Origin of the sequence: Pseudorhodobacter antarcticus, from assembly GCF_900110135.1 — a bacterium.
Classification (GTDB): Bacteria; Pseudomonadota; Alphaproteobacteria; order Rhodobacterales; family Rhodobacteraceae; genus Pseudorhodobacter; species Pseudorhodobacter antarcticus.
Window position 1 is genome coordinate 1 of the sequence record NZ_FOCO01000024.1, and the last position, 20,764, is coordinate 20,764.

Consider the following 20,764-nt stretch of genomic DNA (forward strand, 5'->3'; position numbering starts at 1 on the left):
AAAAATCCCGTTCCACCACAAGTTGGCCAATCTTGGAATGCAGCTTGTCGAGTTCAGCCGCACTTACCTGCTCCGGGGCGGCACCTCGGCGCGCAAAAGCTGTCGCCATGTTCTCTATCGCCGCGCGCTTCCAAGTGCCGAGTTGTGTCGGATGAACATCGTACTTCTTCGACAGCTCCGCCAGCGTCAGCTCCTCACGGATCGCTTCAAGCGCAACCTTGGCCTTGAAATCAGGCGAATGGTTCTTTCGTTTCTTCATTCTGGATCACTTCTCTCATCATGCGATCCAACTTAACAACTGGTCCGAAATTCCGCGACCAACTCTATACTCAACAAAAAACCCAAAACCAAACCAAACCAACCCCTTACCCGCCGCATCGCGCGCGATGCACCCCCCAAATCGCGGCCAAATCACCCCCTTGCGCGCCCCCGCATCACCCCCCATCCTGCGCCAAACCCATCAAAAAGGCCGCGCCATGATTCCCGTCACTTGTTTTCCCGGCCAAAAAATCGCCGTTCTCGGCCTCGGCCGCTCCGGCCTCGCCACCGCCCGCGCCCTGAAAGCCGGGGGGGCGGAGCCGATTTTGTGGGACGACAGCGCGGAGGCGCGCGAAAAAGCCCAAACCGAAGGCTTCATTTGCCAAGACCTCAGCCGGAACGGCGCGATGGACGGCATCACCGCCCTCATCACCTCGCCCGGCATCCCGCATCTTTATCCCGAACCCAACCGCGTGATCGCCGCAGCCCTCGCGCTCGGCATCCCCGTCGACAATGATATTGGCCTCTTTTTCCGCAGCTTCGCGACCCAAGATTGGGAGGCATATGACACCCCCCCCCGCGTTATCGCCGTGACCGGGTCGAACGGAAAATCCACCACCACCGCCCTGATCCATCATATCCTAGAGGCCGCTGGCCGCCCCACCCAGGTGGCCGGAAACATCGGGCGCGGTGCCCTTGATATCGACCCCGGCATTGATGGCGAGGTGATCGTGCTGGAACTGTCGAGCTATCAAACCGAACTCGCCCGCGCGCTGACCCCCGATATCGCTGTTTTCACCAACCTGTCGCCCGATCATCTGGACCGTCACCACGGCATGGGCGGCTATTTCGCGGCCAAACGGCGGCTGTTTGCCGAAGGCGGCCCCGACCGCGCCGTGATCGGCGTGGATGAGGTGGAGGGCCAATTCATGGCCAACCAACTGGCCGAGGGCGCGGAGGATGACCGGGTGATCCGCATCTCCTCGGGTCAAAAGCTGGAAGGGTTCGGCTGGTCCGTTTTCGCCCGCAAAGGGTTTTTGAGCGAGTGGCGAAAAGGTCGTCAAATGGCCTCCATCGACCTGCGGTCCGTGCCGGGCCTGCCGGGGGCGCACAACCACCAAAACGCCTGCGCCGCCTATGCCGCCGTGCGCAGCCTTGGGATTGGCCCCAAAGTGATCGAGGCGGCGTTTCACAGCTTTGCGGGCCTGCCGCACCGCAGCCAATTGGTGGGGGAACGCGGCGGGGTTCGGTTTATCAATGACAGCAAGGCCACGAATGTTGACAGCGCCGCCAAGGCCTTGCAAGCCTTTCCCCGCATCCGCTGGATCGCGGGGGGCCTTGGCAAAGATGGCGGGATCAAAGGGTTGGTGCCGCATCTGGGGGCGGTGTCCAAGGCCTATCTGATCGGCCATTCCGCCCGCGATTTCGCGCTGGAATTGGGCAGCACACCTTATGAGATTTGCAACACCATGGCCCGCGCCGTGGCGATGGCTGCGGCCGAGGCAGAATCCGGCGAGGTGGTGCTGCTGGCCCCGGCGGCGGCATCCTTTGATCAATACCCGAATTTTGAACGGCGCGGCGATGATTTTTGTGCGCAGGTGCAGGCGGTTTTGGCAGGCTAAGGCGGGTCGCGCTGCGGGCGTTGTGAGGTATTTGAACCAAGCCGAAATCGAAGGGCCGCTTGATACTGCAAGATTTGCAGCGCGCCCGTGGTGCTTCCCCCTAGCCACGGGGCAAGATCATTGCTAAGGTTTATGCTGTGATCCGAGGGAACATTCGGGCGCATTGGCAGTGAACAGGCAAAATCAGGCGGTATCCCATGACTGAAATGGTCTATGGCTCCTCTCCCGGTCGGGTGGTGGAACCGGTTATTCCCCGTTGGTGGCGCAGCATCGACCGCTGGTCGCTGACCGCCGTTTTTGCGTTGTTTGGCATTGGTTTGCTGCTGGGGTTGGCGGCATCGGTGCCACTGGCGCAGCGCAACGGGCTGGATGGGTTTTACTATGTCAAGCGGCAGGCGTTTTTTGGCACCATCGGGCTGTGCGTGATGCTTGGTGTTTCGATGATGCCGCCTTTGATGATCCGCCGTTTGGGTGTGTTGGGGTTTTTGGCGGCTTTTGCCGCGATGTGTGCGTTGCCCGCGGTTGGCACGGATTTTGGCAAAGGGGCTGTGCGCTGGATCAGCCTTGGGTTTGCATCCGTGCAACCGTCGGAGTTTTTGAAACCAGGGTTTATCGTTTTGACTGCTTGGTTGATGGCGGCGGCGCAAGATGTGAACGGGCCACGGGGCAAATCCTATTCGTTTTTGGTCACGTTTATTGTGGTGTTGCTGCTGGCGATGCAGCCTGACTTTGGACAGGCCGCCTTGATTATTTTCGGCTGGTCGGTGGTGTATTTCATCGCGGGAGCGCCGATGGTGTTGATCGCCTCCGTGTTGGGTTTGGTGGGGGCGGGAGCGGTTTTTGCCTATGAAAGCTCTGAACACTTTGCCCGCCGGATTGATGGGTTTTTATCGCCTGACGTCGATCCGCGCACACAGATTGGATACGCCACCAATGCCATTCAAGAAGGCGGATTTTTTGGTGTGGGCGTGGGCGAGGGGCAGGTAAAATGGTCGCTGCCCGACGCGCATACCGATTTCATTATCGCAGTCGCGGCGGAGGAATATGGGTTGATTTTGGTGCTGTGCATCATCGCGCTTTACACCACCATTGTGATGATGTCGCTGTTTCGACTGATGCGCGAACGTGACCCGTTCACCCGGCTTGCGGGTGCGGGTTTGGCTTGTATTTTTGCGGTACAAGCGATGGTGAACATGGGGGTGGCCGTGCGGTTGTTGCCGTCCAAGGGCATGACCTTGCCATTCGTTTCCTATGGCGGCAGTTCGGTGATTGCGGCGGGAATTACGCTGGGGATGCTGTTGGCCTTGACGCGGACGCGGCCGCAGGGGCAGATCGGTGAAATTCTGTTTCGGCGGGGGCGGTAGGGCATGAAACCCTTGTTGTTGATCGCGGCGGGTGGGACGGGGGGGCATATGTTTCCCGCCCAAGCGCTGGCCGAGGCGATGGTGGCGCAAGGTTGGCGCGTGAAGCTGTCGACCGATGCGCGTGGCGCGCGCTATGCGGGTGGTTTCCCGCGAGAGGTGGCGGTGGCGCAGGTGGCATCGGCCACATTCGCGCGTGGTGGGGTACTGGCCAAAATGGGCGTGCCGTTTCGCATTGCGGGCGGGGTTTTGGGTGCGCTGTGGGGCATGTTGTGTGACCGGCCTGCCGTTGTGGTGGGGTTTGGCGGCTATCCGTCTATCCCGGCGCTGGCGGCGGCAACTTTGCTGCGCCGCCCCCGGATGATCCATGAACAAAACGGCGTTTTGGGGCGGGTGAACCAGATTTTCGCACCGCGTGTGATGGCGGTGGCATGTGGGACATGGCCGACCGCTTTGCCTGCGGGGGTGGAGGGTGTTCATACCGGAAACCCAGTGCGCGCGGCGGTGCTGGAGCGGGCAGGAGCCGGGTATATTCCGCCCGGCGATTACCCGATGTCGATGGTTGTGATTGGCGGCAGCCAAGGCGCGCGGATATTATCCGATGTGGTGCCTGCCGCTGTGGCTGCATTGCCCGATGCCTTGCGGGTGAACTTGCGCGTGGCCCATCAGGCGCGTGCCGAGGATTTGGACCGGGTGATCGACGCCTATGCGCAGGCGGGCATCCATGCCGATGTGCAGGCGTTTTTCACCGATATTCCAAGGCGGCTGTCGGAGGCGCAGTTGGTGGTATCGCGGTCTGGCGCGTCATCTATTGCCGATATTTCCGTGATCGGGCGGCCAGCCATTCTTATCCCGTTTGCCGCCGCCACGGGCGATCATCAAACCGCCAATGCGCGCGGGCTGGTCGATGGGCAAGCTGCGATATTGATCCCTGAAAGCGCGCTGGACGCGGACACCTTGTCCACCCAAATCGCCGCCGTTTTGGAAAACCCACCTGCGGCGCTTATGATGTCGCGCAATGCGCTGGCGCTGTCGCGTGCCGATGCGACCGACCGCCTTGTTGAACTTGTGACCAGCCTGACAGAAAGAGCCAAGCCATGAATGCCACCAAACTTCCCGTCGAATTGGGGCCCATCCATTTTGTTGGCATCGGCGGCATCGGCATGTCGGGCATTGCTGAGGTGTTGATGACCCTTGGCTATCAGGTCCAAGGGTCGGACGCGAAAGCGTCGAAAATCACCGATCGTTTGGTGGAATTGGGCGCGACCGTGTTTGAAGGTCAGCGGGCGGAAAACATTGGGGCGGCGGCCGTGGTGGTTATTTCTACCGCGATCAAAAAGGGCAACCCAGAGCTGGAGGAGGCGCGCCGCATGGGCCTGCCTGTGGTGCGCCGGGCTGAAATGCTGGCCGAATTGATGCGCCTGAAATCGAATATCGCGATTGCGGGCACGCATGGCAAAACCACCACCACCACGATGGTTGCGACATTGATGGACAAGGGTGGGTTTGACCCGACTGTGATCAATGGCGGCGTTATTCACGCGTATGGCTCTAACGCGCGGGCGGGGGCGGGCGAATGGATGGTGGTGGAAGCGGATGAGAGCGATGGGTCGTTCAACCGCTTGCCCGCCACAATCGCGATTGTCACCAACATCGACCCCGAACATATGGAGCATTGGCACAGCTTTGACGCGCTGCGCAAAGGCTTCCTTGATTTTGTGTCCAACATTCCGTTTTACGGGCTGGCCGTGTGCTGCACCGACCACCCCGAGGTGCAAACGCTGGTGGGTAAAATCACCGATCGGCGCATCGTGACCTTTGGGTTCAACGCCCAGGCGGATGTGCGCGCGATTAACCTGACCTATGTCGACGGCGTTGCGCATTTCGATGTGGCCTTGCAGGGCGAAAGTCCCGATGCGGATGGCAACCCGGTGGTGATCAAAGGCTGTACTTTGCCGATGCCTGGCGATCACAACGTGTCCAATGCGCTGTCGGCGATTGCGGTGTGTCGTTTTCTGGGCATGCCGAAAACCAAAATCCGCGAGGCGCTGGCAGGCTTTGCAGGCGTCAACCGCCGTTTCACCAAGGTCGCTGAGGTGGACGGGGTGACCATTATCGACGATTACGGCCACCACCCGGTGGAAATCGCCGCCGTGCTGCGCGCCGCGCGCCAAGCCACCAAAGGCCGGGTGATTGCAGTGCACCAACCCCACCGCTATTCCCGCCTGTCGAGTTTGTTTGAGGATTTCTGTACCTGTTTCAATGAGGCGGATGTGGTTGCCATTGCCGAAGTATACGGCGCGGGCGAGGATCCGATTGCGGGCGCATCACGCGATGATCTGGTCGCAGGGTTAATCGCCCACGGCCACCGCCACGCCCGCGCGATTTTGGATGAAGGCGATTTGGCGCGTTTGGTGCGCGAACAAGGGCGGCCGGGTGATATGGTGGTGTGCCTTGGTGCGGGTACAATTTCCACCTGGGCCAACGGCTTGCCCGCGCAGCTAGAGGCGCTGGCCCCCGCCAAAGTCCCCGCCAAAGCAGGTGCCGCGTGATCTCGGCGCTGACAGCCGCACTGATTTGGCTGGTGGCAGCCAATGTCACCGGGTTTTTGCCCAGCCGTGACAAACATTGGCGCGCGGCCTATGTTTTGATCGCAGTTGGCATCCCGATTTTGGGCTGGGTGACGTGGACAAATGGCCCGATTGTGGGTCTTGTGATCCTTGCGATGGGCGCATCCGTACTGCGCTGGCCTGTGGTGTATTTCTGGCGTTGGCTGCGGGCGAAGGCTGTTAATCCGGCGGAATAGGGCGCGCGCGCCCGCTTGCCGAAACCTATGGCTGGCGGTATGACAGGGGCATGACCCAAGATATGCACCCTTTGCCGCCTGTGCGCGGCATTTTAACCCCGGACCGCGCGTTGGCGGATTTGACGTGGCTGCGCGTGGGGGGACCTGCCGACTGGCTGTTTCAACCCGCCGATGTGCAGGATCTATGCGATTTTCTGGCGGTGCTGCCCCAACAAGTCCAAGTGTTCCCCATGGGCGTTGGCTCCAACCTGATTGTGCGCGATGGGGGGGTGCGGGCGGTGGTCATTCGCCTTGGGCGTGGGTTTAACGGGATTGAGATTGCGGGTGATCTGGTGACTGCGGGGGCCGCAGCATTGGACGCCCATGTGGCGCGCAAAGCCGCCGATGCGGGCTTGGATTTGACATTTTTGCGCACCATTCCGGGCAGCATTGGGGGTGCTGTCTGCATGAACGCGGGCTGTTATGGGCAATATACGGCCGATGTGATGCAATCGGTGCAAATTGTCACGCGGGCAGGAGTGCGCCAAACCCTGACCGCCGCTGATCTGAACTTTGCTTATCGCCAATCCACCTTGCCCGATGGGGCGGTGATCATCGGGGCGACATTGCGCGCGCCAAACGGCAACCCTCAAGAACTGCACGATAAAATGACCGACCAAATTGCCAAACGGGATGCGACCCAGCCGACACGCGACCGCAGCGCAGGCTCCACCTTTCGCAATCCGGCGGGATTTTCATCCACGGGCCGCGTCGATGATGTGCATGATTTGAAGGCTTGGCGCGTGATTGAAGACGCCGGAATGAAGGGCGCCACACGCGGCGGCGCGCAAATGAGCCTGATGCACGCCAACTTTTTGATCAACAAAGGTGGCGCAACCGCCGCAGATTTAGAAGATTTGGGTGAAGAGGTACGAAATAGGGTTTTCCAACACAAGGGATTGACGTTAGAGTGGGAAATCAAGCGGGTCGGCGTAAGGCTTGCGGATAAACAATAATACGGGCCGAAAAGGTCCTTGAGGCAGTAAATATGGATGGTGTGTCGAGCAGGGCAGCCTCCACAGTCGTTGTATTGATGGGTGGTCCCTCCGCGGAACGCGAGGTGTCGCTGTCATCCGGGCGCGAATGCGCGAACGCACTGGGGCAGGCGGGGTATAAGGTGGTCACGGTGGATGCCGGGGCGGACCTGTGCGCACGACTTTTAGACATCAAACCCGATATTGTGTTCAACGCGCTGCATGGCCGGTGGGGCGAGGATGGCTGCGTGCAAGGCCTTCTGGAATGGCTGCGCATTCCTTATACCCATTCGGGCGTGCTGTCGTCGGCGCTGGCGATGGACAAGGAAAAATCCAAAGCGGCGTTTCGCGCCGCGGGTCTGCCTGTGGTGGCCAGTGTGTTGGCCCCCAAGGCGGAGGTTTGCGCGCGCCATGTTTTGCCGCCGCCCTATGTGGTGAAACCCAACAACGAAGGCTCCTCTGTCGGGGTTTATATTGTGCATGACGCGGCCAATGCGCCACCGCAACTGTCGGATGATATGCCCGATGTGGTGATGGTGGAAACCTATGCGCCGGGCCGTGAATTGACCACGGCGGTACTGGGTGACCGTGCGTTGGCCGTGACCGATATTATCGTGGACGGCTGGTATGATTACCACGCGAAATATGCGGTGGGCGGGTCGCGCCATGTGATCCCTGCGGATATTCCCGACGCGATTTCAGCGGCTTGCAAGGATTACGCCATTCGCGCCCATGCCGCCCTTGGCTGCCGTGGCCTGTCGCGCACCGATTTTCGCTGGGACGAAAGCCGTGGCCTTGATGGCTTGATCATTCTTGAAACCAACACGCAGCCGGGCATGACGCCGACATCATTGGCCCCAGAACAGGCGGCGGCGGCGGGCTTCAGTTTCCCCGACCTGTGCGACTGGATTGCAAAGGATGCCTCATGCGACCGCTGACCGCCCAACGCCCCGGTGCCGCAAACACCGCCCGCCCCGCGCCCCTGCGCCGCGATCCGGCCCCCAGCCGTACCGCGTACCGGATGCAGCGGATGTGGTTGCGCCCTTGGGTGCGCGCCGGGTTGCGCGTGGGGTTGCCCGTGCTGGTGCTGGCGCTTGGCGTGGGGATTTATCTGTCTGACCAACCCCGCCGCGATGCGTTGAACGCCATGTACACCGACCTGACCGAGACTGTGAAAAATCGCCCCGAATTTATGGTGAACCTGTTGGCCATTGACGGCGCATCCCCCGATCTGGATGCCGCCGTGCGCACCGCCCTTGCGCTGCCATTGCCGCAAAGCTCGCTTGATCTGGACCTTGACGCTGCGCATGCGAAAATCGCGCAATTGCAGGCCGTGGCAAGCGCGGATGTGCGCGTGCAATCGGGCGGTATTTTGCAAGTCACCATCACGGAACGCGAACCCGCCTTTGTGTGGCGCAACGCGGCGGGGGTGTGGTTGGTCGATGACACCGGCACCCGCATTGCGGAGGTGGAGGCGCGCGGCGACCGCGCCGATTTGCCCCTGATCGCGGGCGAAGGGGCGGATACCGCAATTGCCGAAGCCCGCGCCATTTTGACATCGGCAGGGCCATTGCTGCCCCGCTTGCGCGGCCTTGTGCGTATGGGCGATCGGCGCTGGGACATTGTGCTGGACCGTGAACAGCGCATCATGCTGCCCAGCGTTGACCCCGTGGCAGCCCTTGAACGCCTGATTGCGCTGGACCAAGCGCAAGAGGTTTTGGCCCGCGATCTGGCCTCTGTTGACCTTCGTCTGCAAGCCCGCCCTGCATTGCGGCTTGCACCCTATTCCCTTGCCGAAATGCGCCGTTTGCGCGGCATCATCCCTGCGGAGAGTGATCTATGACCGATCTCTATCAAACCCAGCGCGCCATGCGCAACATTCGTCGCGCGGCCATGCAGCGGGGGGTGATCGCGATTTTGGACATCGGGTCAAGCAAAGTGGGCTGCCTGATTTTGAAGTTTGACGATGCGGCGGGTGGCCGGGATATGGAGGGTGTAGGCTCCATGGCCGGGCAATCGTCGTTCCGGGTGATTGGCGCTGCCACCACACGGTCGCGTGGTGTGCGGCTTGGCGAAATTGCGGTGATGAACGAAACCGAACGCGCCATTCGCACCGCCGTGCAATCGGCGCAGAAAATGGCGAATGTGCGCGTCGATCATGTCATCGCCTGTTTTTCGGGGGCTGAACCGCGCAGCTATGGCCTTGCAGGCGAATGGGATTTGCAAGATTCCGTGGTGTCTGAACAGGACGTGGCGCGCGTTCTGGCGGCATGCGATGTGCCCGATATTGGCGAAGGGCGCGAGGTGCTGCACGCCCAGCCCGTAAACTTTGCGCTGGATCATCGGTCCGGCCTTGGCGACCCGCGCGGGCAAATTGGCAACCGCTTGTCGTGCGATTTGCACATGATGACGGTTGATGCCTCCGTGGTTCAAAACCTGATTTATTGCCTGAAACGCTGTGATCTTGAACTGGCTGGGATGGCGTCATCGGCCTATGTTTCCGGCATTTCGTCGCTGGTCGAGGATGAACAGGAACTGGGCGCTGCCTGCATCGACATGGGTGGCGGGTCCACCGGCATTTCGGTGTTTATGAAAAAACACATGATTTTTTCGGATTCTGTGCGGATGGGCGGCGATCATGTCACCTCCGACATCTCCAAAGGTCTGCAAGTGCCGTTGACCACGGCCGAACGCATCAAGACCAAATTCGGCGGCGTGCATGCAACGGGCATGGACGACCGTGAGATGATAGAAATTGGCGGTGATAGTGGCGATTGGGAAAAAGACCGCAGGCAGGTGAGCCGGACCGAGGTGATCGGCATCATGCGCCCCCGCGTGGAGGAGATTTTGGAGGAGGCCCGCGCCCGTCTGGACGCCGCAGGGTTTGACCATCTGCCCAGCCAGCAAATTGTGCTGACCGGGGGCGCCAGCCAAATTCCGGGGCTGGATGGTTTGGCCGCGCGTATTTTGGGCCAGCGCGTGCGTTTGGGGCGGCCCCTGCGCGTGCAAGGCTTGCCACAGGCGGCGACGGGGCCTGCATTTTCATCGGCTGTGGGGCTGTGCCTGTTTGCGGCGCACCCGCAAGACGAATGGTGGGATTTCGATATTCCCGCCGAACGTTACCCCGCGCGGTCGTTGAAACGCGCGATGAAATGGTTCAAGGACAACTGGTAAACACCATATCCGGTCTTGTTCGCAAAATAATGCATAAAACGGCAGGAATTCGCCCATATTTTGTGGGCGATATGCGTTTTTCTCGTGACCTTTCTGCGCTTTATGCGTAATAATGGGGAATATCGGGACGAAAAGCGCCATCTTAAGGCGCAGGGACACATATTAGGCAGGCGGATAGGCAATGGCACTTAATCTGATGATGACTTCGCAGCGCGAAGAACTTAAGCCGCGCATCACGGTTTTTGGCGTGGGCGGGGCAGGCGGTAACGCGGTCAACAACATGATCGACCAGCAGCTGGAAGGCGTGGAGTTTGTGGTGGCAAACACCGACGCCCAAGCGTTGCAGCAAAGCCGCGCGGCCAACACCATTCAGATGGGGCTGAAAGTGACCGAAGGTTTGGGCGCAGGTGCGCGTCCATCCGTTGGGGCCGCCGCTGCCGAAGAAACCATTGAAGAAATTGTCGACCACCTTGCCGGGTCGCATATGTGTTTCATCACCGCCGGTATGGGCGGCGGGACAGGCACAGGGGCCGCGCCGATCATCGCGCAGGCAGCGCGTGAATTGGGCGTGCTGACCGTGGGTGTTGTGACCAAGCCGTTCCAGTTCGAAGGCAACAAGCGGATGAAGCAGGCCGAGGAGGGCATCGAAGCCCTGCAAAAGGTCGTGGACACGCTGATCATCATTCCAAACCAAAACCTGTTCCGCCTTGCCAATGAACGCACAACCTTTACCGAAGCGTTTGCGATGGCCGATGATGTTTTGTACCAAGGCGTTAAGGGCGTGACCGACCTTATGGTGCGCCCCGGCCTGATCAACCTCGACTTTGCCGATGTGCGCGCCGTGATGGACGAAATGGGCAAGGCCATGATGGGCACAGGCGAGGCAGAGGGTGAAAACCGTGCTGTTGAAGCCGCCGAAAAAGCCATCGCCAACCCGTTGCTCGACGAAATCAGCCTGCATGGTGCTAAGGGTGTGTTGATCAACATCACTGGCGGCTATGACCTGACGCTGTTTGAACTGGACGAGGCCGCGAACATTATCCGCGAAAAAGTGGACCCAGAGGCGAATATCATCGTCGGCTCCACGCTCGATACCTCGATGGAGGGGCGTTTGCGCGTGTCCGTTGTCGCCACAGGCATTGATGCCGCCGTGTCGCATGCCGAAAACCCAGTGGTGCGCCGGTCGATGGCCGCGCCGCTGCAGTCTGCGGCCTTTGTCCCCCCAACATCCGAACCAAAGGCCGAGGCAACGCGCCCAACCTTTTCGGTTTCCTCTGCCACTGTGACCCAAGCGCCTGCGCCACGTCCCGCCGTGGCCCCGGTGCAAGAACAGGCCCCAAGCTTGTTTGACCAGCAGCCAGAACAGGCGCAATACGCAGCCGATAACGGCCACGCCGATGATTTGCCAGCGCCAGTCTATCGCCAGCAGCCAGCACCCGCACCCCGCGCCATTCAGCAGCCCAGCTATGATGAGGATGCAGGCCAGTTTGTGGCCCCGCGTCCGCGCCCAACCGGCGCCCCATCGCCCGAGGCATTGGCCCGTTTGCAAGCCGCCGTATCGCGCGCCCCCGGCCAGCAAAGCCAGCCACAACAGCGCTCGGTCGCACCACCCGCCGCGCGCCAACCCGCGCCAGAGGCACCGCGCGCCCGCTTTGGCATCGGGTCCCTGATCAACCGGATGGCCGGACATGCCGAACCACAAAACGAGGGCCGCACAGAAGGTCGGGTTGAACGCCCCACCCACCAGCCCGCCGCCAGCCGTCAGCAACCGCCCGTCACCGCCTATGATGATGAGCCGGAGCTGAGCGCAGATCAGGAACGCATCGAAATTCCAGCCTTCCTGCGCCGTCAGGCCAACTGAGTTAGGCCATTCTTTTGGGATGAGCCCAATCACTCCTTACGAAAAAGGCCCCCAGCGTGGGGCCTTTTTTATGCGACTTATTAAGGGTTTGGGTGGTAATAAGCGGCCTTTCGCACTCTGGTTCGGCTTTTGTAACAGAAGGTCACAATCTGTGTGTTGTTGATGATGCTGCACCCGCATATGTACAATCCATCAGAAAGATGGGGTTGGGATTGCGGCGAATGCTGTGCCCCAATCATGGATCTGGTTAAAAATAGAAATGGCCGAAAGGGTCTACACCATGCAACACACGCTTAAATCCAATGCGATTTTTGACGGAACCGGGCTGCACAGCGGCAAACCGGTGCGCATGGTTGTCATGCCTGCTTCGGCCGATTACGGCATCTGGTTTCGGCGCAGCGATATCACCACCGGGGATGTGATGATTGCGGCGCGTTGGGATGCGGTTGTGCCATCGCGCCTGTGTACGCTTGTCGCCAACACGTCGGGTCATTCGGTATCGACCATCGAACATATTATGGCGGCATTGGCGGGCTGTGGCATCCACAATGCGCTGGTTAATATTGACGGGCCAGAGGTGCCAATCCTTGACGGATCGGCACGGCCGTTTGTGGCGGGTCTCTTGGCCAGCGGTGTACGCACCCAATGCGCGCCTGTGCGCGCGATTCGTATTTTGGAAACGATTGAGGTCCGCGAAGGTGACGCGGTCGCCCGGTTGGAACCGTCTGACATGCTGGAAATTGATTTTAGCATTGATTTTGCCGATGCCGCGATCGGTCGTCAGGAAAAAACGCTGAATATGTCCAACGGTGCGTTTGTGCGCGAACTTTGCGACAGCCGCACCTTTTGCCTGCAGGCCGATGTGGACGCGATGCGCGCCAACGGTTTGGCCCTTGGTGGCAATTTGGAAAATGCTGTGGTGTTTGCAGGCGACCAGGTGCTGTCGCCCGGCGGTCTGCGCCACGCGGATGAACCTGTTCGCCATAAAATGCTGGACGCTTTGGGCGATTTGGCGCTGGCGGGTGGCCCCATCCTTGGGCGTTATGTTGGGCAGCGTGCCGGTCACGCGATGACCAACCGCTTACTGCGCGCGCTGTTTGCCCGTCCGGGCGCCTGGGAAATTGTGGAATGTGGCGTGCCAACCGGGCGCAAATTGCCGGGTGTTGGCGTGGTCCGCTCGGATATTCCGGTGCTGGCCTAAGGCAATTCGCCTTTGGCAGGCCAAAAGGGTGAAAGGCGTTTTGCGCAGCAGATTTTTCTGTGCTAGGACGTATCAAACCCGGCCCATAAAGGTCGGTATTCATAGGAATATGGGGTAGGCGGAAGATGGCAGGCGTTAAGTCACGCGCAGGGTTCATTTGGGCGGCGCTGGTCATTGCGTCCCTGTCTGGCTGTGCTGGTGGTCAAGATGAGGTCCCGCTGGACACCCTGACCGCAGAAGAGATTTTCAAACGTGGGGAATTGTCGCTGGAAACCAGCAAGAAACCCGACGAGGCGATTCGATATTTCTCTGAGGTGGAGCGGCTTTACCCCTATTCCGAATGGGCCAAGCGGTCCTTGATCATGCAGGCGTTTTCGCAGCACAAAGCCAAAAATTATGAGGAGGCGCGCGGCTCCGCGCAGCGCTACCTCGATTTGTACCCCGCCGAGGAGGATGCGGCTTACGCGCAATACCTTATGGCGCTGTCTTATTATGACCAGATTGATGAGGTGGGCCGCGACCAAGGCCTGACCTTCCAAGCGTTGCAATCCATGCGCGAAGTGATCGAAAACTATCCAGACAGCGAATATGCCAGCTCCTCCATGCTGAAATTCGATCTGGCCTTTGACCATTTGGCGGCCAAGGAAATGGAAATCGGGCGCTATTACCTCAAGCGCGGGCAGTATACGGCGGCAATCAACCGCTTCCGCGTGGTGGTGCAGGAGTTCCAAACCACCACCCACACCGCCGAGGCGTTGCATCGCTTGGTCGAGGCGTATTTGGCGCTTGGCCTGAACGATGAAGCGCAGACCGCGGGGGCCATTTTGGGCCACAACTATCAATCCAGTCCCTTCTACGATGACAGCTTCCGCCTGCTAACTGGGCGCGGCCTGTCGATGGAGGCGCAGGGCCAAAGCTGGTTGAGCAATGTTTATTCGCAGGTGATCAAAGGCAATTGGCTGTAACATGCCACGCGCCCACCTGCTGATGTTCCGCCTTTGGGCCGCTTGCCTTTCGACGGGGGGCATCTGATGCTTCGGTCTTTGGAAATTCGTGATTTGCTGATCATTGATCGGTTGGACCTAGCGTTTCAACCGGGGCTGAACGTGCTGACCGGGGAAACCGGGGCGGGCAAATCCATCCTTTTGGATGCGTTGGGGTTTGTTCTGGGCTGGCGGGGGCGTGCTGAATTGGTGCGCGCCGGGGCCGACCAAGGCGAAGTGACAGCCGTTTTCGATCTGTCCCCCGATCATACCGCCCGCGCTGTGCTGTCCGATGCCGGGATCGTGGCCGAGGATGAGCTGATTTTGCGCCGGATCAACACATCTGATGGCCGCAAAACCGCGTGGGTCAATGATCGCCGCGCCAGTGGCGAGGTGCTGCGCGCCCTGTCCGACACCTTGGTCGAACTTCACGGCCAACACGATGATCGCGGGCTGTTAAACCCGCGTGGCCACCGCCAAATCCTGGACAGTTTTGCGGGCGTCGATGGGGCCCTTGTGCGCGCTGCATGGACCGGCCTTTCTGCCGCGCGGCGTGCCCGCACCGCCGCCCAAAAGGCTCTAGCGGCCGCCAAGGTGGAGGAGGAGTTTTTGCGCCACGCGGTCGCAGAACTCGACAAACTGAACCCCGAACCGGGCGAGGAGGCGGCGCTTGACGCCCGCCGCCGCGCCATGCAAGGGGCCGAAAAAATTCGCACCGACATTTCCCGCGCGCACAACGCCATGTCCGATCAAGGGGCCGAAGGCGCGCTGGTCGATGCGCTGCGATGGCTGGAAGGGGCGGCTGACCGTGCCGAGGGTCGCCTTGATGCGCCGCTTGCCGCCCTTGCAAGAGTGTTGGTGGAGCTGGACGAGGCGCAGACGGGCGTGGCCAACTGCCTGTCCGCACTTGATTTCAACCCGCATGAGCTGGAGGCGCTGGAAGAACGGCTGTTTGCCATTCGTGGGCTGGCCCGCAAACACAACGTGCAGGCCGATGATCTGGGCGGATATGCCGATGATTTGCGTGCGCGTTTGGCCGTGATCGACGGGGGGGCGGGCAACTTGGCCGCCTTGGATTTGGCGCTGGCGGATGCGGAAACCACCTATCACCGCCACGCCGTGCAATTGACCGAAACCCGCACCCGTGCCGCCAAACGGTTGGATAAGGCGATGGCGTCCGAACTCGCACCCCTGAAAATGGAACGCGCGGTGTTTTCGACCCATATCACCCCCACAGATGCCGGGCCGGATGGCAGTGATGAAGTTGCGTTTACCGTTGCCACCAACCCCGGCGCGCCTGCGGGGCCGTTGAACAAAATCGCATCGGGCGGGGAACTGTCACGCTTCCTGCTGGCGCTGAAGGTCTGTCTGGCGGGAAACACGCCGGGCTTGACGATGATTTTTGATGAAATTGACCGCGGCGTGGGCGGGGCCACCGCCGATGCTGTGGGCCGCCGTCTGGCCGCCCTTGCCACCACCGCCCAAGTGCTGGTCGTCACCCATTCACCGCAAGTTGCCGCCCTTGGCGCGCATCATTGGCGGGTGGAAAAGAAGGTGGCAAAGGGCATGACCACATCGATCGTTACCCCCCTTGGCCCCGACGCGCGGATTGAAGAAATCGCGCGGATGCTGGCGGGTGACACCATCACGCCCGCCGCCCGCGATGCCGCACGCGCGTTGCTGGGTTAACCTTCTGCCGCGCAAAACTGCAACGATACCGCCTGCCAACCGCCTGCGCGTGCCACCAAAACCGCCACCAACAGCGCGCCCACTCGGCCCGCATCGCGGCCCTGCGCATCGACAATCCCCGACAAAACAAAGCGCTGGTGCAGCACGGCGGCCCCCGGCCCCAACGCGCGCAGCCGCATTTTGCCGGTGACCAATCGTGCTTGGGCAAACGCGCCCGCCAATTCGCCCGCAAACAGCGCCTCAATCGCGCGCCGCCCTTCCGCCACGCCGCCTGTCAGGCTTAACACATCCGCGTCCTCGGCCAGCAGCGCGGCTAGCCCTGCCGCGTCACGCGCGCCCCACGCCATGGCAAAGGCGCGGGGAAATTCCTCGGCAGTGGCGGGGACGGTGGCGGGCGTCATGGTTGGCGCACCATCTTGCCGGGGTTCATCAGGCCCGCAGGGTCCAACGCGTGCTTGATTTGCCCCATCACATCCCAAGCTGCGCCATGTTCCGCCGCCATATACCCCAGCTTGCCGCAGCCAATACCGTGTTCGCCCGAAATCGTGCCACCCAGTTCCAGCGCCCGTTCCACCATCCGCCCCGACAGCGCGCGGGCGGCCGCCATTTCCGCCGCGTCATTGCGGTCCACCAGCAAAATGGCGTGGAAATTGCCATCCCCCACATGGCCCAAAATTGGTCCCATCAGCGGGCTTGCTTCAATATCAGCGCGGGTTTCCTCTACTGCCTCGGCCAGCCGCGAAATTGGCACGCAGACATCGGTAACCAGCGCCGTGGCCCCGGGCCGCAGTGCCAAAATCGCCGGATAGGCGTTGTACCGCATCTGCCACAACCGCGTGCGATCTTCGGTCACTTGCGCCCAGTCAAACCCGGTACAGCCCATTTCCGCAGCGATTTCGGCGAACCGGTCAGTTTGTTCTTGCACACCCGCAGGGGAGCCGTGAAATTCCACCATCAACTGCGGGTCTAGCGACAAGGTGGTGCCCGCAAACGCGTTGCAGGCGGCAACTGTGGTCGCGTCCAAAAATTCAATCCGCGCCATGGGTATCCCGGTTTGGATGGTCGCGATCACGCAATCCACCGCATCGGCAATGCTGGGAAAGGCACAGACGGCGGCCGATACCGCCTCGGGCTGCCCATGCAGGCGCAGGGTCAATTCGGTGGTCAGGCCCAGCGTCCCTTCGGACCCCACAAACAGCGCCGTCAGATCATAGCCCGCCGATGATTTCGGCGCAGATGTCCCGGTACGGATGACCCGCCCATCGGCCAAAACCACCTCCAGCCCCAAAACATTGTCGCGCATGGTGCCATAGCGCACGGCGGTGGTCCCACTCGCCCGCGTGGCCGCCATGCCACCAAGGCTGGCGTTTGCACCGGGATCAACGGGAAAAAACAGCCCCGTTGCGCGCAATTCTTCATTCAGCGCCTCACGCGTGATGCCGGGCTGGACCACGCACAGCATATCCTCGGGATAGACCGCCAGCATTTTGTTCATTTGGCTGAAATCGACCATCACGCCGCCTTTCAGCGCCAGTGCGTGCCCTTCCAGCGAGGTGCCCGTGCCCCAGCCCACCATCGGCACACCGTTGCGCGCGCACATTCGCGCGATCATCGACACCTCATCCGCCGTGTGGGGGAACACTACGGCATCGGGCGTGCCGCCGCTGATATGGGTTTCGGATTGGCTGTACTGCGCCAGCGTGGCACCCGTGCGGCTAAAACGCGGGCCAAGGCGATGCGCGAGTTCGGCAAGGGCGGGTTCGAGGGTCATGCAGCCTCCGGGTTTGGGGGCAAACTAGCGCATGGGCGGGCGCAGGGAAAGCGAGGGTTTGAAAGCTAGGGTTTCAGTGCGGACAAGGCAGGCGTTAGATCGCCGTAGCCGGTAAAGCGGCGTTCATAGGCGAGGCCCAGCCGGGCGGCGCAATCCGCAGCTTTGGCATCCAACGCGGGGTCATTGGTTTGGGCTTGATAGACCAGCTTGGTATAATTGCCGAAATACATGTCGCGCAGCTGGGGGTGGCGATCAAGGCCCATGGGTTTCCAAACGAACGCATCAAATTGGCGCACCAAAAAGTCGGTGAGGTAGAAGGCGGTGAATTCGGTTTCGGCATTGGCGGCAAACACATCATTGCCTTCAAAAAACGAATAGCAATGCGGGCCCGCGACCATGCCCACGCCCAGATCATCGCACAGCGTTTGCAACTGCCCGCCCGTGCCACAATCGGCATAGACGACGAAAATTTGTGCGTAATGGGCGCGGTGCTGCGCCACGGCAGCGGCCACGGCAGGGGGGATGCGGTCGGGCCACAGGTGCAGGTTGGCGGGCAAGCATTGCAGGTCCAGATGGTCCCAGCGGTTCGCGCGTTTCAGGGTCAGGATTTCATGGGCCAGCGCCCCGCAAGCGATCAACAGCACGCGGCCCGTGCCTGTGGGGGGCAGGCCGGATTCGGTTAGGGTTTGATCGTTGGGGGTCATTTTGCAAAGCGGATGGCAAGGGCTGCGCCGGCGGCCAGCAGTGCGAGGGCGACCATGGGCACCCCAAACTGCACCGCTGCGGCGATGGTGGCCCCGGCGGCAAGGATGACCACGACGATCAAGCTGATAAAGATGCGGGCGGGCATTGGGACTCCTTAGATGTAATTTAAATGTAGGGGCGCGGGGGCGGGATGCCAAGCGGGATACACGGCGACTTGACCCGTGATTGCGTCATCTGGGCTGGCCCCTTGCGCCGATTTACTATCTAAATCCCGGCAAATGGAAAAAAGGATTGCGTGATGACCGGATATACCCCCCCCAAAGTCTGGACTTGGGACCAAGCGAATGGCGGCCAGTTTGCCAATATCAACCGCCCCATCGCGGGGGCCACGCAGGAAAAGGCGCTGCCTGTGGGCAAGCATCCGTTCCAGCTGTATTCGCTGGCCACGCCGAACGGGGTCAAAGTGACCGTGATGCTGGAGGAGTTGCTGGCGGCGGGCCATACGGGTGCGGAATATGATGCCTGGCTGATCAAAATCGGGGACGGCGACCAGTTTGGGTCGGGGTTTGTGGAGGTCAATCCGAATTCAAAAATTCCGGCGCTGATGGATAGGTCGGGGGCCGCGCCTGTGCGGGTGTTCGAATCCGGGTCGATTTTGTTGCATCTGGCCGAAAAGTTTGGGGCGTTTATTCCGACCGACCCGGCAGGGCGGGCGGAGTGTTTGAATTGGCTGTTTTGGCAAATGGGGTCCGCGCCTTATTTGGGCGGCGGGTTTGGACATTTCTACGCCTATGCGCCCGAGAAGTTTGAATATCCGATCAACCGCTTTGCGATGGAAACGAAACGGCAGTTGGATGTTTTGGACCGGCAATTGGCGGAGCATGATTATATTGCGGGGGCCGAATATTCGATCGCAGATATGGCGATTTGGGCGTGGTATGGCCAGCTGGTTTTGGGGCGGCAGTATGGTGCCGCCGAATTTTTGGATGTCGCGTCCTATAAAAACGTTGTGGAATGGGCGGGCCGGATTGATGCGCGGCCTGCGGTGCTGCGGGGCCGGATGGTGAACCGCGCCTTTGGCGAGCCGGAAATGCAGCTGCATGAACGGCATGATGCGGGTGATTTTGACACCCAGACGCAGGATAAAATCGCAACATAGGGCTTTGATATCGCGCGCGATGCGGACGTTAAGGAGTTGATTTTGCAGGATATCGCAAAATATGTTTACCTTTGGTTAAGATTTGCATCGCGCGAGGGGGGCGGGCGTGGACAGCATGGAACAAGAGGCGATTGTCGCGCGGGTTGAACAGCCTTGTTCACGCCTGCGCGCCGCAGGTGGTGCGCGTGCCGAAATACGGCGGCACGCTGTACACCCTGTGGCCTGACCAAAAGGAAGGGCAGTTTTGCGGGGTCTTTGTTTACAAAGATCATGTGCAGCTGGCCTTTAGCCACGGCACCGCGTTGCTGAACCCGGCAGGCGTTTTGACCGGGACTGGCAAGCTGCGCTGCCGCATCAACTTTGCCCGTTTGGACGGGGTCAGCGAAGATGCGGTGGGCGCGGTTGTGGCGGCGGCGGTGGCCTTTTCTGCAGGGCAAACGCGTTAGGTGCGGCGCGCTGTCCTGAAAATGGTTTACATATACAAGTTTTTGAATATTAAGGGCTAAAACCATCTGACAAAGGACTGCGCCATGACCTTTTTCCCCGCCAACTGCCCACCAGCCAACGTAAAGCTACGATTTACCGGGGGACGGGTATAATGCCGGGATGGATACAGATTTTAGGCGCGGTCGCCGTGATCGGCGCGATACTTGTTGGGTTTTCGCAGGTTTCGGGCAGGGCGCAGGCGCAGAATGTGGCGTTGGAATCGCCGTCGGGGGCGGTGCTGGTGGCCGACGCGTCCATGCTGTTGGTTGATATTCGCACGGCGCAGGAATGGCAGCAAACCGGGGTGGTGGAGGGGGCATTGTTGGTGACCTATACCACGCCCGAGGCATTTTTGCAGGCGATTGCCCCGCATTTGAAACCGGGGCAGCGGTTGGGACTGATCTGTCGGTCGGGCAATCGCACATCGCGCGCGGCGCGCCAATTGGCCCCAATTGTGACGGCGCAGGTGATTGATATTGCGGGCGGCATGAACCGGGTTTTGGGGCAGGGATACCAGCCTGTGGCACCGACCAAGGCGATGGGCTGTGGGGTTTGTTGATTTGGGGGAGGGTCGGGGTGAACCCCGACCTACGGGTGTGGTAGATGGGGGAGAGTTGGGGTGAACCCCGACCTACGGGTGTGGAAGAACCCCGGTTTTGGCCGGGGCTTTTTGTT

Annotated in this window: 21 protein-coding genes; 16 read left to right on the forward strand and 5 right to left on the reverse strand. The window is 60.7% G+C overall.

The window, feature by feature from the left end; genetic code table 11:
* On the reverse strand, positions 1-259 hold a 259-nt coding region (locus tag BMY36_RS20470; protein WP_074818768.1), incomplete at its 3' end, for an IS3 family transposase.
* Between the two features lie 217 nt (positions 260-476).
* On the opposite strand from BMY36_RS20470, the gene murD reads away from it, so the two are divergent.
* The 13 genes from murD to recN all read left to right on the forward strand — a co-directional run bounded on the left by murD (position 477) and on the right by recN (position 15,968).
* Positions 477-1,880 carry a UDP-N-acetylmuramoyl-L-alanine--D-glutamate ligase gene (gene murD, locus BMY36_RS12240; protein ID WP_050520455.1) on the forward strand — a complete coding sequence of 468 codons (1,404 nt, stop codon included), beginning with the start codon at positions 477-479 and terminating at the stop codon, positions 1,878-1,880.
* A gap of 197 nt (positions 1,881-2,077) precedes the next feature.
* Complete coding sequence (gene ftsW, locus BMY36_RS12245) at positions 2,078-3,244, forward strand: putative lipid II flippase FtsW (RefSeq protein ID WP_050520422.1); 1,167 nt, start codon at positions 2,078-2,080, stop codon at positions 3,242-3,244.
* 3 nt (positions 3,245-3,247) lie between these two features.
* A complete protein-coding gene (locus BMY36_RS12250) occupies positions 3,248-4,342 on the forward strand; it encodes a UDP-N-acetylglucosamine--N-acetylmuramyl-(pentapeptide) pyrophosphoryl-undecaprenol N-acetylglucosamine transferase (protein ID WP_074818771.1) in 1,095 nt (364 codons plus the stop codon).
* On the forward strand, positions 4,339-5,793 hold the full coding sequence (gene murC / locus BMY36_RS12255; protein ID WP_050520423.1) for a UDP-N-acetylmuramate--L-alanine ligase: 1,455 nt from the start codon (positions 4,339-4,341) through the stop codon (positions 5,791-5,793). Before BMY36_RS12250 ends, murC begins: the two co-directional genes overlap by 4 nt.
* On the forward strand, positions 5,790-6,047 hold the full coding sequence (locus BMY36_RS12260; RefSeq protein WP_050520424.1) for a DUF2484 family protein: 258 nt from the start codon (positions 5,790-5,792) through the stop codon (positions 6,045-6,047). The genes murC and BMY36_RS12260 overlap by 4 nt, the downstream gene beginning before the upstream one ends.
* A 62-nt stretch (positions 6,048-6,109) precedes the next feature.
* On the forward strand, positions 6,110-7,042 hold the full coding sequence (gene murB / locus BMY36_RS12265; protein ID WP_050520457.1) for a UDP-N-acetylmuramate dehydrogenase: 933 nt from the start codon (positions 6,110-6,112) through the stop codon (positions 7,040-7,042).
* Between the two features lie 77 nt (positions 7,043-7,119).
* Positions 7,120-7,998, forward strand: coding sequence for a D-alanine--D-alanine ligase (locus BMY36_RS12270; protein WP_231579741.1), 879 nt, complete (start codon positions 7,120-7,122; stop codon positions 7,996-7,998).
* Positions 7,986-8,903 (forward strand): cell division protein FtsQ/DivIB, encoded by a 918-nt coding sequence (locus BMY36_RS12275; protein ID WP_050520426.1) that lies wholly within the window; start codon positions 7,986-7,988, stop codon positions 8,901-8,903. Before BMY36_RS12270 ends, BMY36_RS12275 begins: the two co-directional genes overlap by 13 nt.
* Positions 8,900-10,234: a cell division protein FtsA gene (gene ftsA, locus BMY36_RS12280; protein WP_050520427.1), complete on the forward strand. Its 1,335-nt coding sequence runs from the start codon at positions 8,900-8,902 to the stop codon at positions 10,232-10,234. Before BMY36_RS12275 ends, ftsA begins: the two co-directional genes overlap by 4 nt.
* A 181-nt stretch (positions 10,235-10,415) precedes the next feature.
* Entirely contained in the window at positions 10,416-12,095 is a 1,680-nt protein-coding gene (gene ftsZ / locus BMY36_RS12285; protein ID WP_050520428.1) for a cell division protein FtsZ, read from the forward strand.
* Between the two features lie 280 nt (positions 12,096-12,375).
* A complete protein-coding gene (gene lpxC / locus BMY36_RS12290; RefSeq protein ID WP_050520429.1) occupies positions 12,376-13,296 on the forward strand; it encodes a UDP-3-O-acyl-N-acetylglucosamine deacetylase in 921 nt (306 codons plus the stop codon).
* Between the two features lie 125 nt (positions 13,297-13,421).
* Positions 13,422-14,261: an outer membrane protein assembly factor BamD gene (locus BMY36_RS12295; protein WP_050520430.1), complete on the forward strand. Its 840-nt coding sequence runs from the start codon at positions 13,422-13,424 to the stop codon at positions 14,259-14,261.
* A 66-nt stretch (positions 14,262-14,327) separates the two neighbouring features.
* Positions 14,328-15,968, forward strand: coding sequence for a DNA repair protein RecN (gene recN, locus BMY36_RS12300; RefSeq protein ID WP_050520458.1), 1,641 nt, complete (start codon positions 14,328-14,330; stop codon positions 15,966-15,968).
* Here the strand turns inward: recN and BMY36_RS12305 are convergent.
* From BMY36_RS12305 to BMY36_RS19955, 4 genes are all read right to left on the reverse strand, one after another.
* Positions 15,965-16,369 carry an SgcJ/EcaC family oxidoreductase gene (locus BMY36_RS12305; protein WP_050520431.1) on the reverse strand — a complete coding sequence of 135 codons (405 nt, stop codon included), beginning with the start codon at positions 16,367-16,369 and terminating at the stop codon, positions 15,965-15,967. The two genes, recN and BMY36_RS12305, sit on opposite strands and share 4 nt — an antisense overlap.
* A complete protein-coding gene (locus BMY36_RS12310; protein ID WP_050520432.1) occupies positions 16,366-17,739 on the reverse strand; it encodes an FAD-binding oxidoreductase in 1,374 nt (457 codons plus the stop codon). Before BMY36_RS12310 ends, BMY36_RS12305 begins: the two co-directional genes overlap by 4 nt.
* A 65-nt stretch (positions 17,740-17,804) precedes the next feature.
* Positions 17,805-18,443, reverse strand: a complete 639-nt coding sequence (locus BMY36_RS12315; RefSeq protein WP_050520433.1) for a DUF1638 domain-containing protein — start codon at positions 18,441-18,443, stop codon at positions 17,805-17,807.
* Positions 18,440-18,589, reverse strand: a complete 150-nt coding sequence (locus BMY36_RS19955) for a hypothetical protein (protein ID WP_175469298.1) — start codon at positions 18,587-18,589, stop codon at positions 18,440-18,442. The genes BMY36_RS12315 and BMY36_RS19955 overlap by 4 nt, the downstream gene beginning before the upstream one ends.
* 153 nt (positions 18,590-18,742) lie before the next feature.
* On the opposite strand from BMY36_RS19955, the gene yghU reads away from it, so the two are divergent.
* The 3 genes from yghU to BMY36_RS12330 all read left to right on the forward strand — a co-directional run bounded on the left by yghU (position 18,743) and on the right by BMY36_RS12330 (position 20,648).
* Positions 18,743-19,603 carry a glutathione-dependent disulfide-bond oxidoreductase gene (yghU, locus tag BMY36_RS12320; RefSeq protein ID WP_050520434.1) on the forward strand — a complete coding sequence of 287 codons (861 nt, stop codon included), beginning with the start codon at positions 18,743-18,745 and terminating at the stop codon, positions 19,601-19,603.
* Between the two features lie 143 nt (positions 19,604-19,746).
* The gene (locus BMY36_RS12325) at positions 19,747-20,049 is read left to right on the forward strand and encodes a DUF1801 domain-containing protein (protein WP_244888670.1); all 303 of its coding nucleotides are present in this window, start codon (positions 19,747-19,749) and stop codon (positions 20,047-20,049) included.
* A 152-nt stretch (positions 20,050-20,201) separates the two neighbouring features.
* Positions 20,202-20,648, forward strand: a complete 447-nt coding sequence (locus tag BMY36_RS12330; RefSeq protein WP_082224895.1) for a rhodanese-like domain-containing protein — start codon at positions 20,202-20,204, stop codon at positions 20,646-20,648.
* Positions 20,649-20,764: the final 116 nt, after the last annotated feature.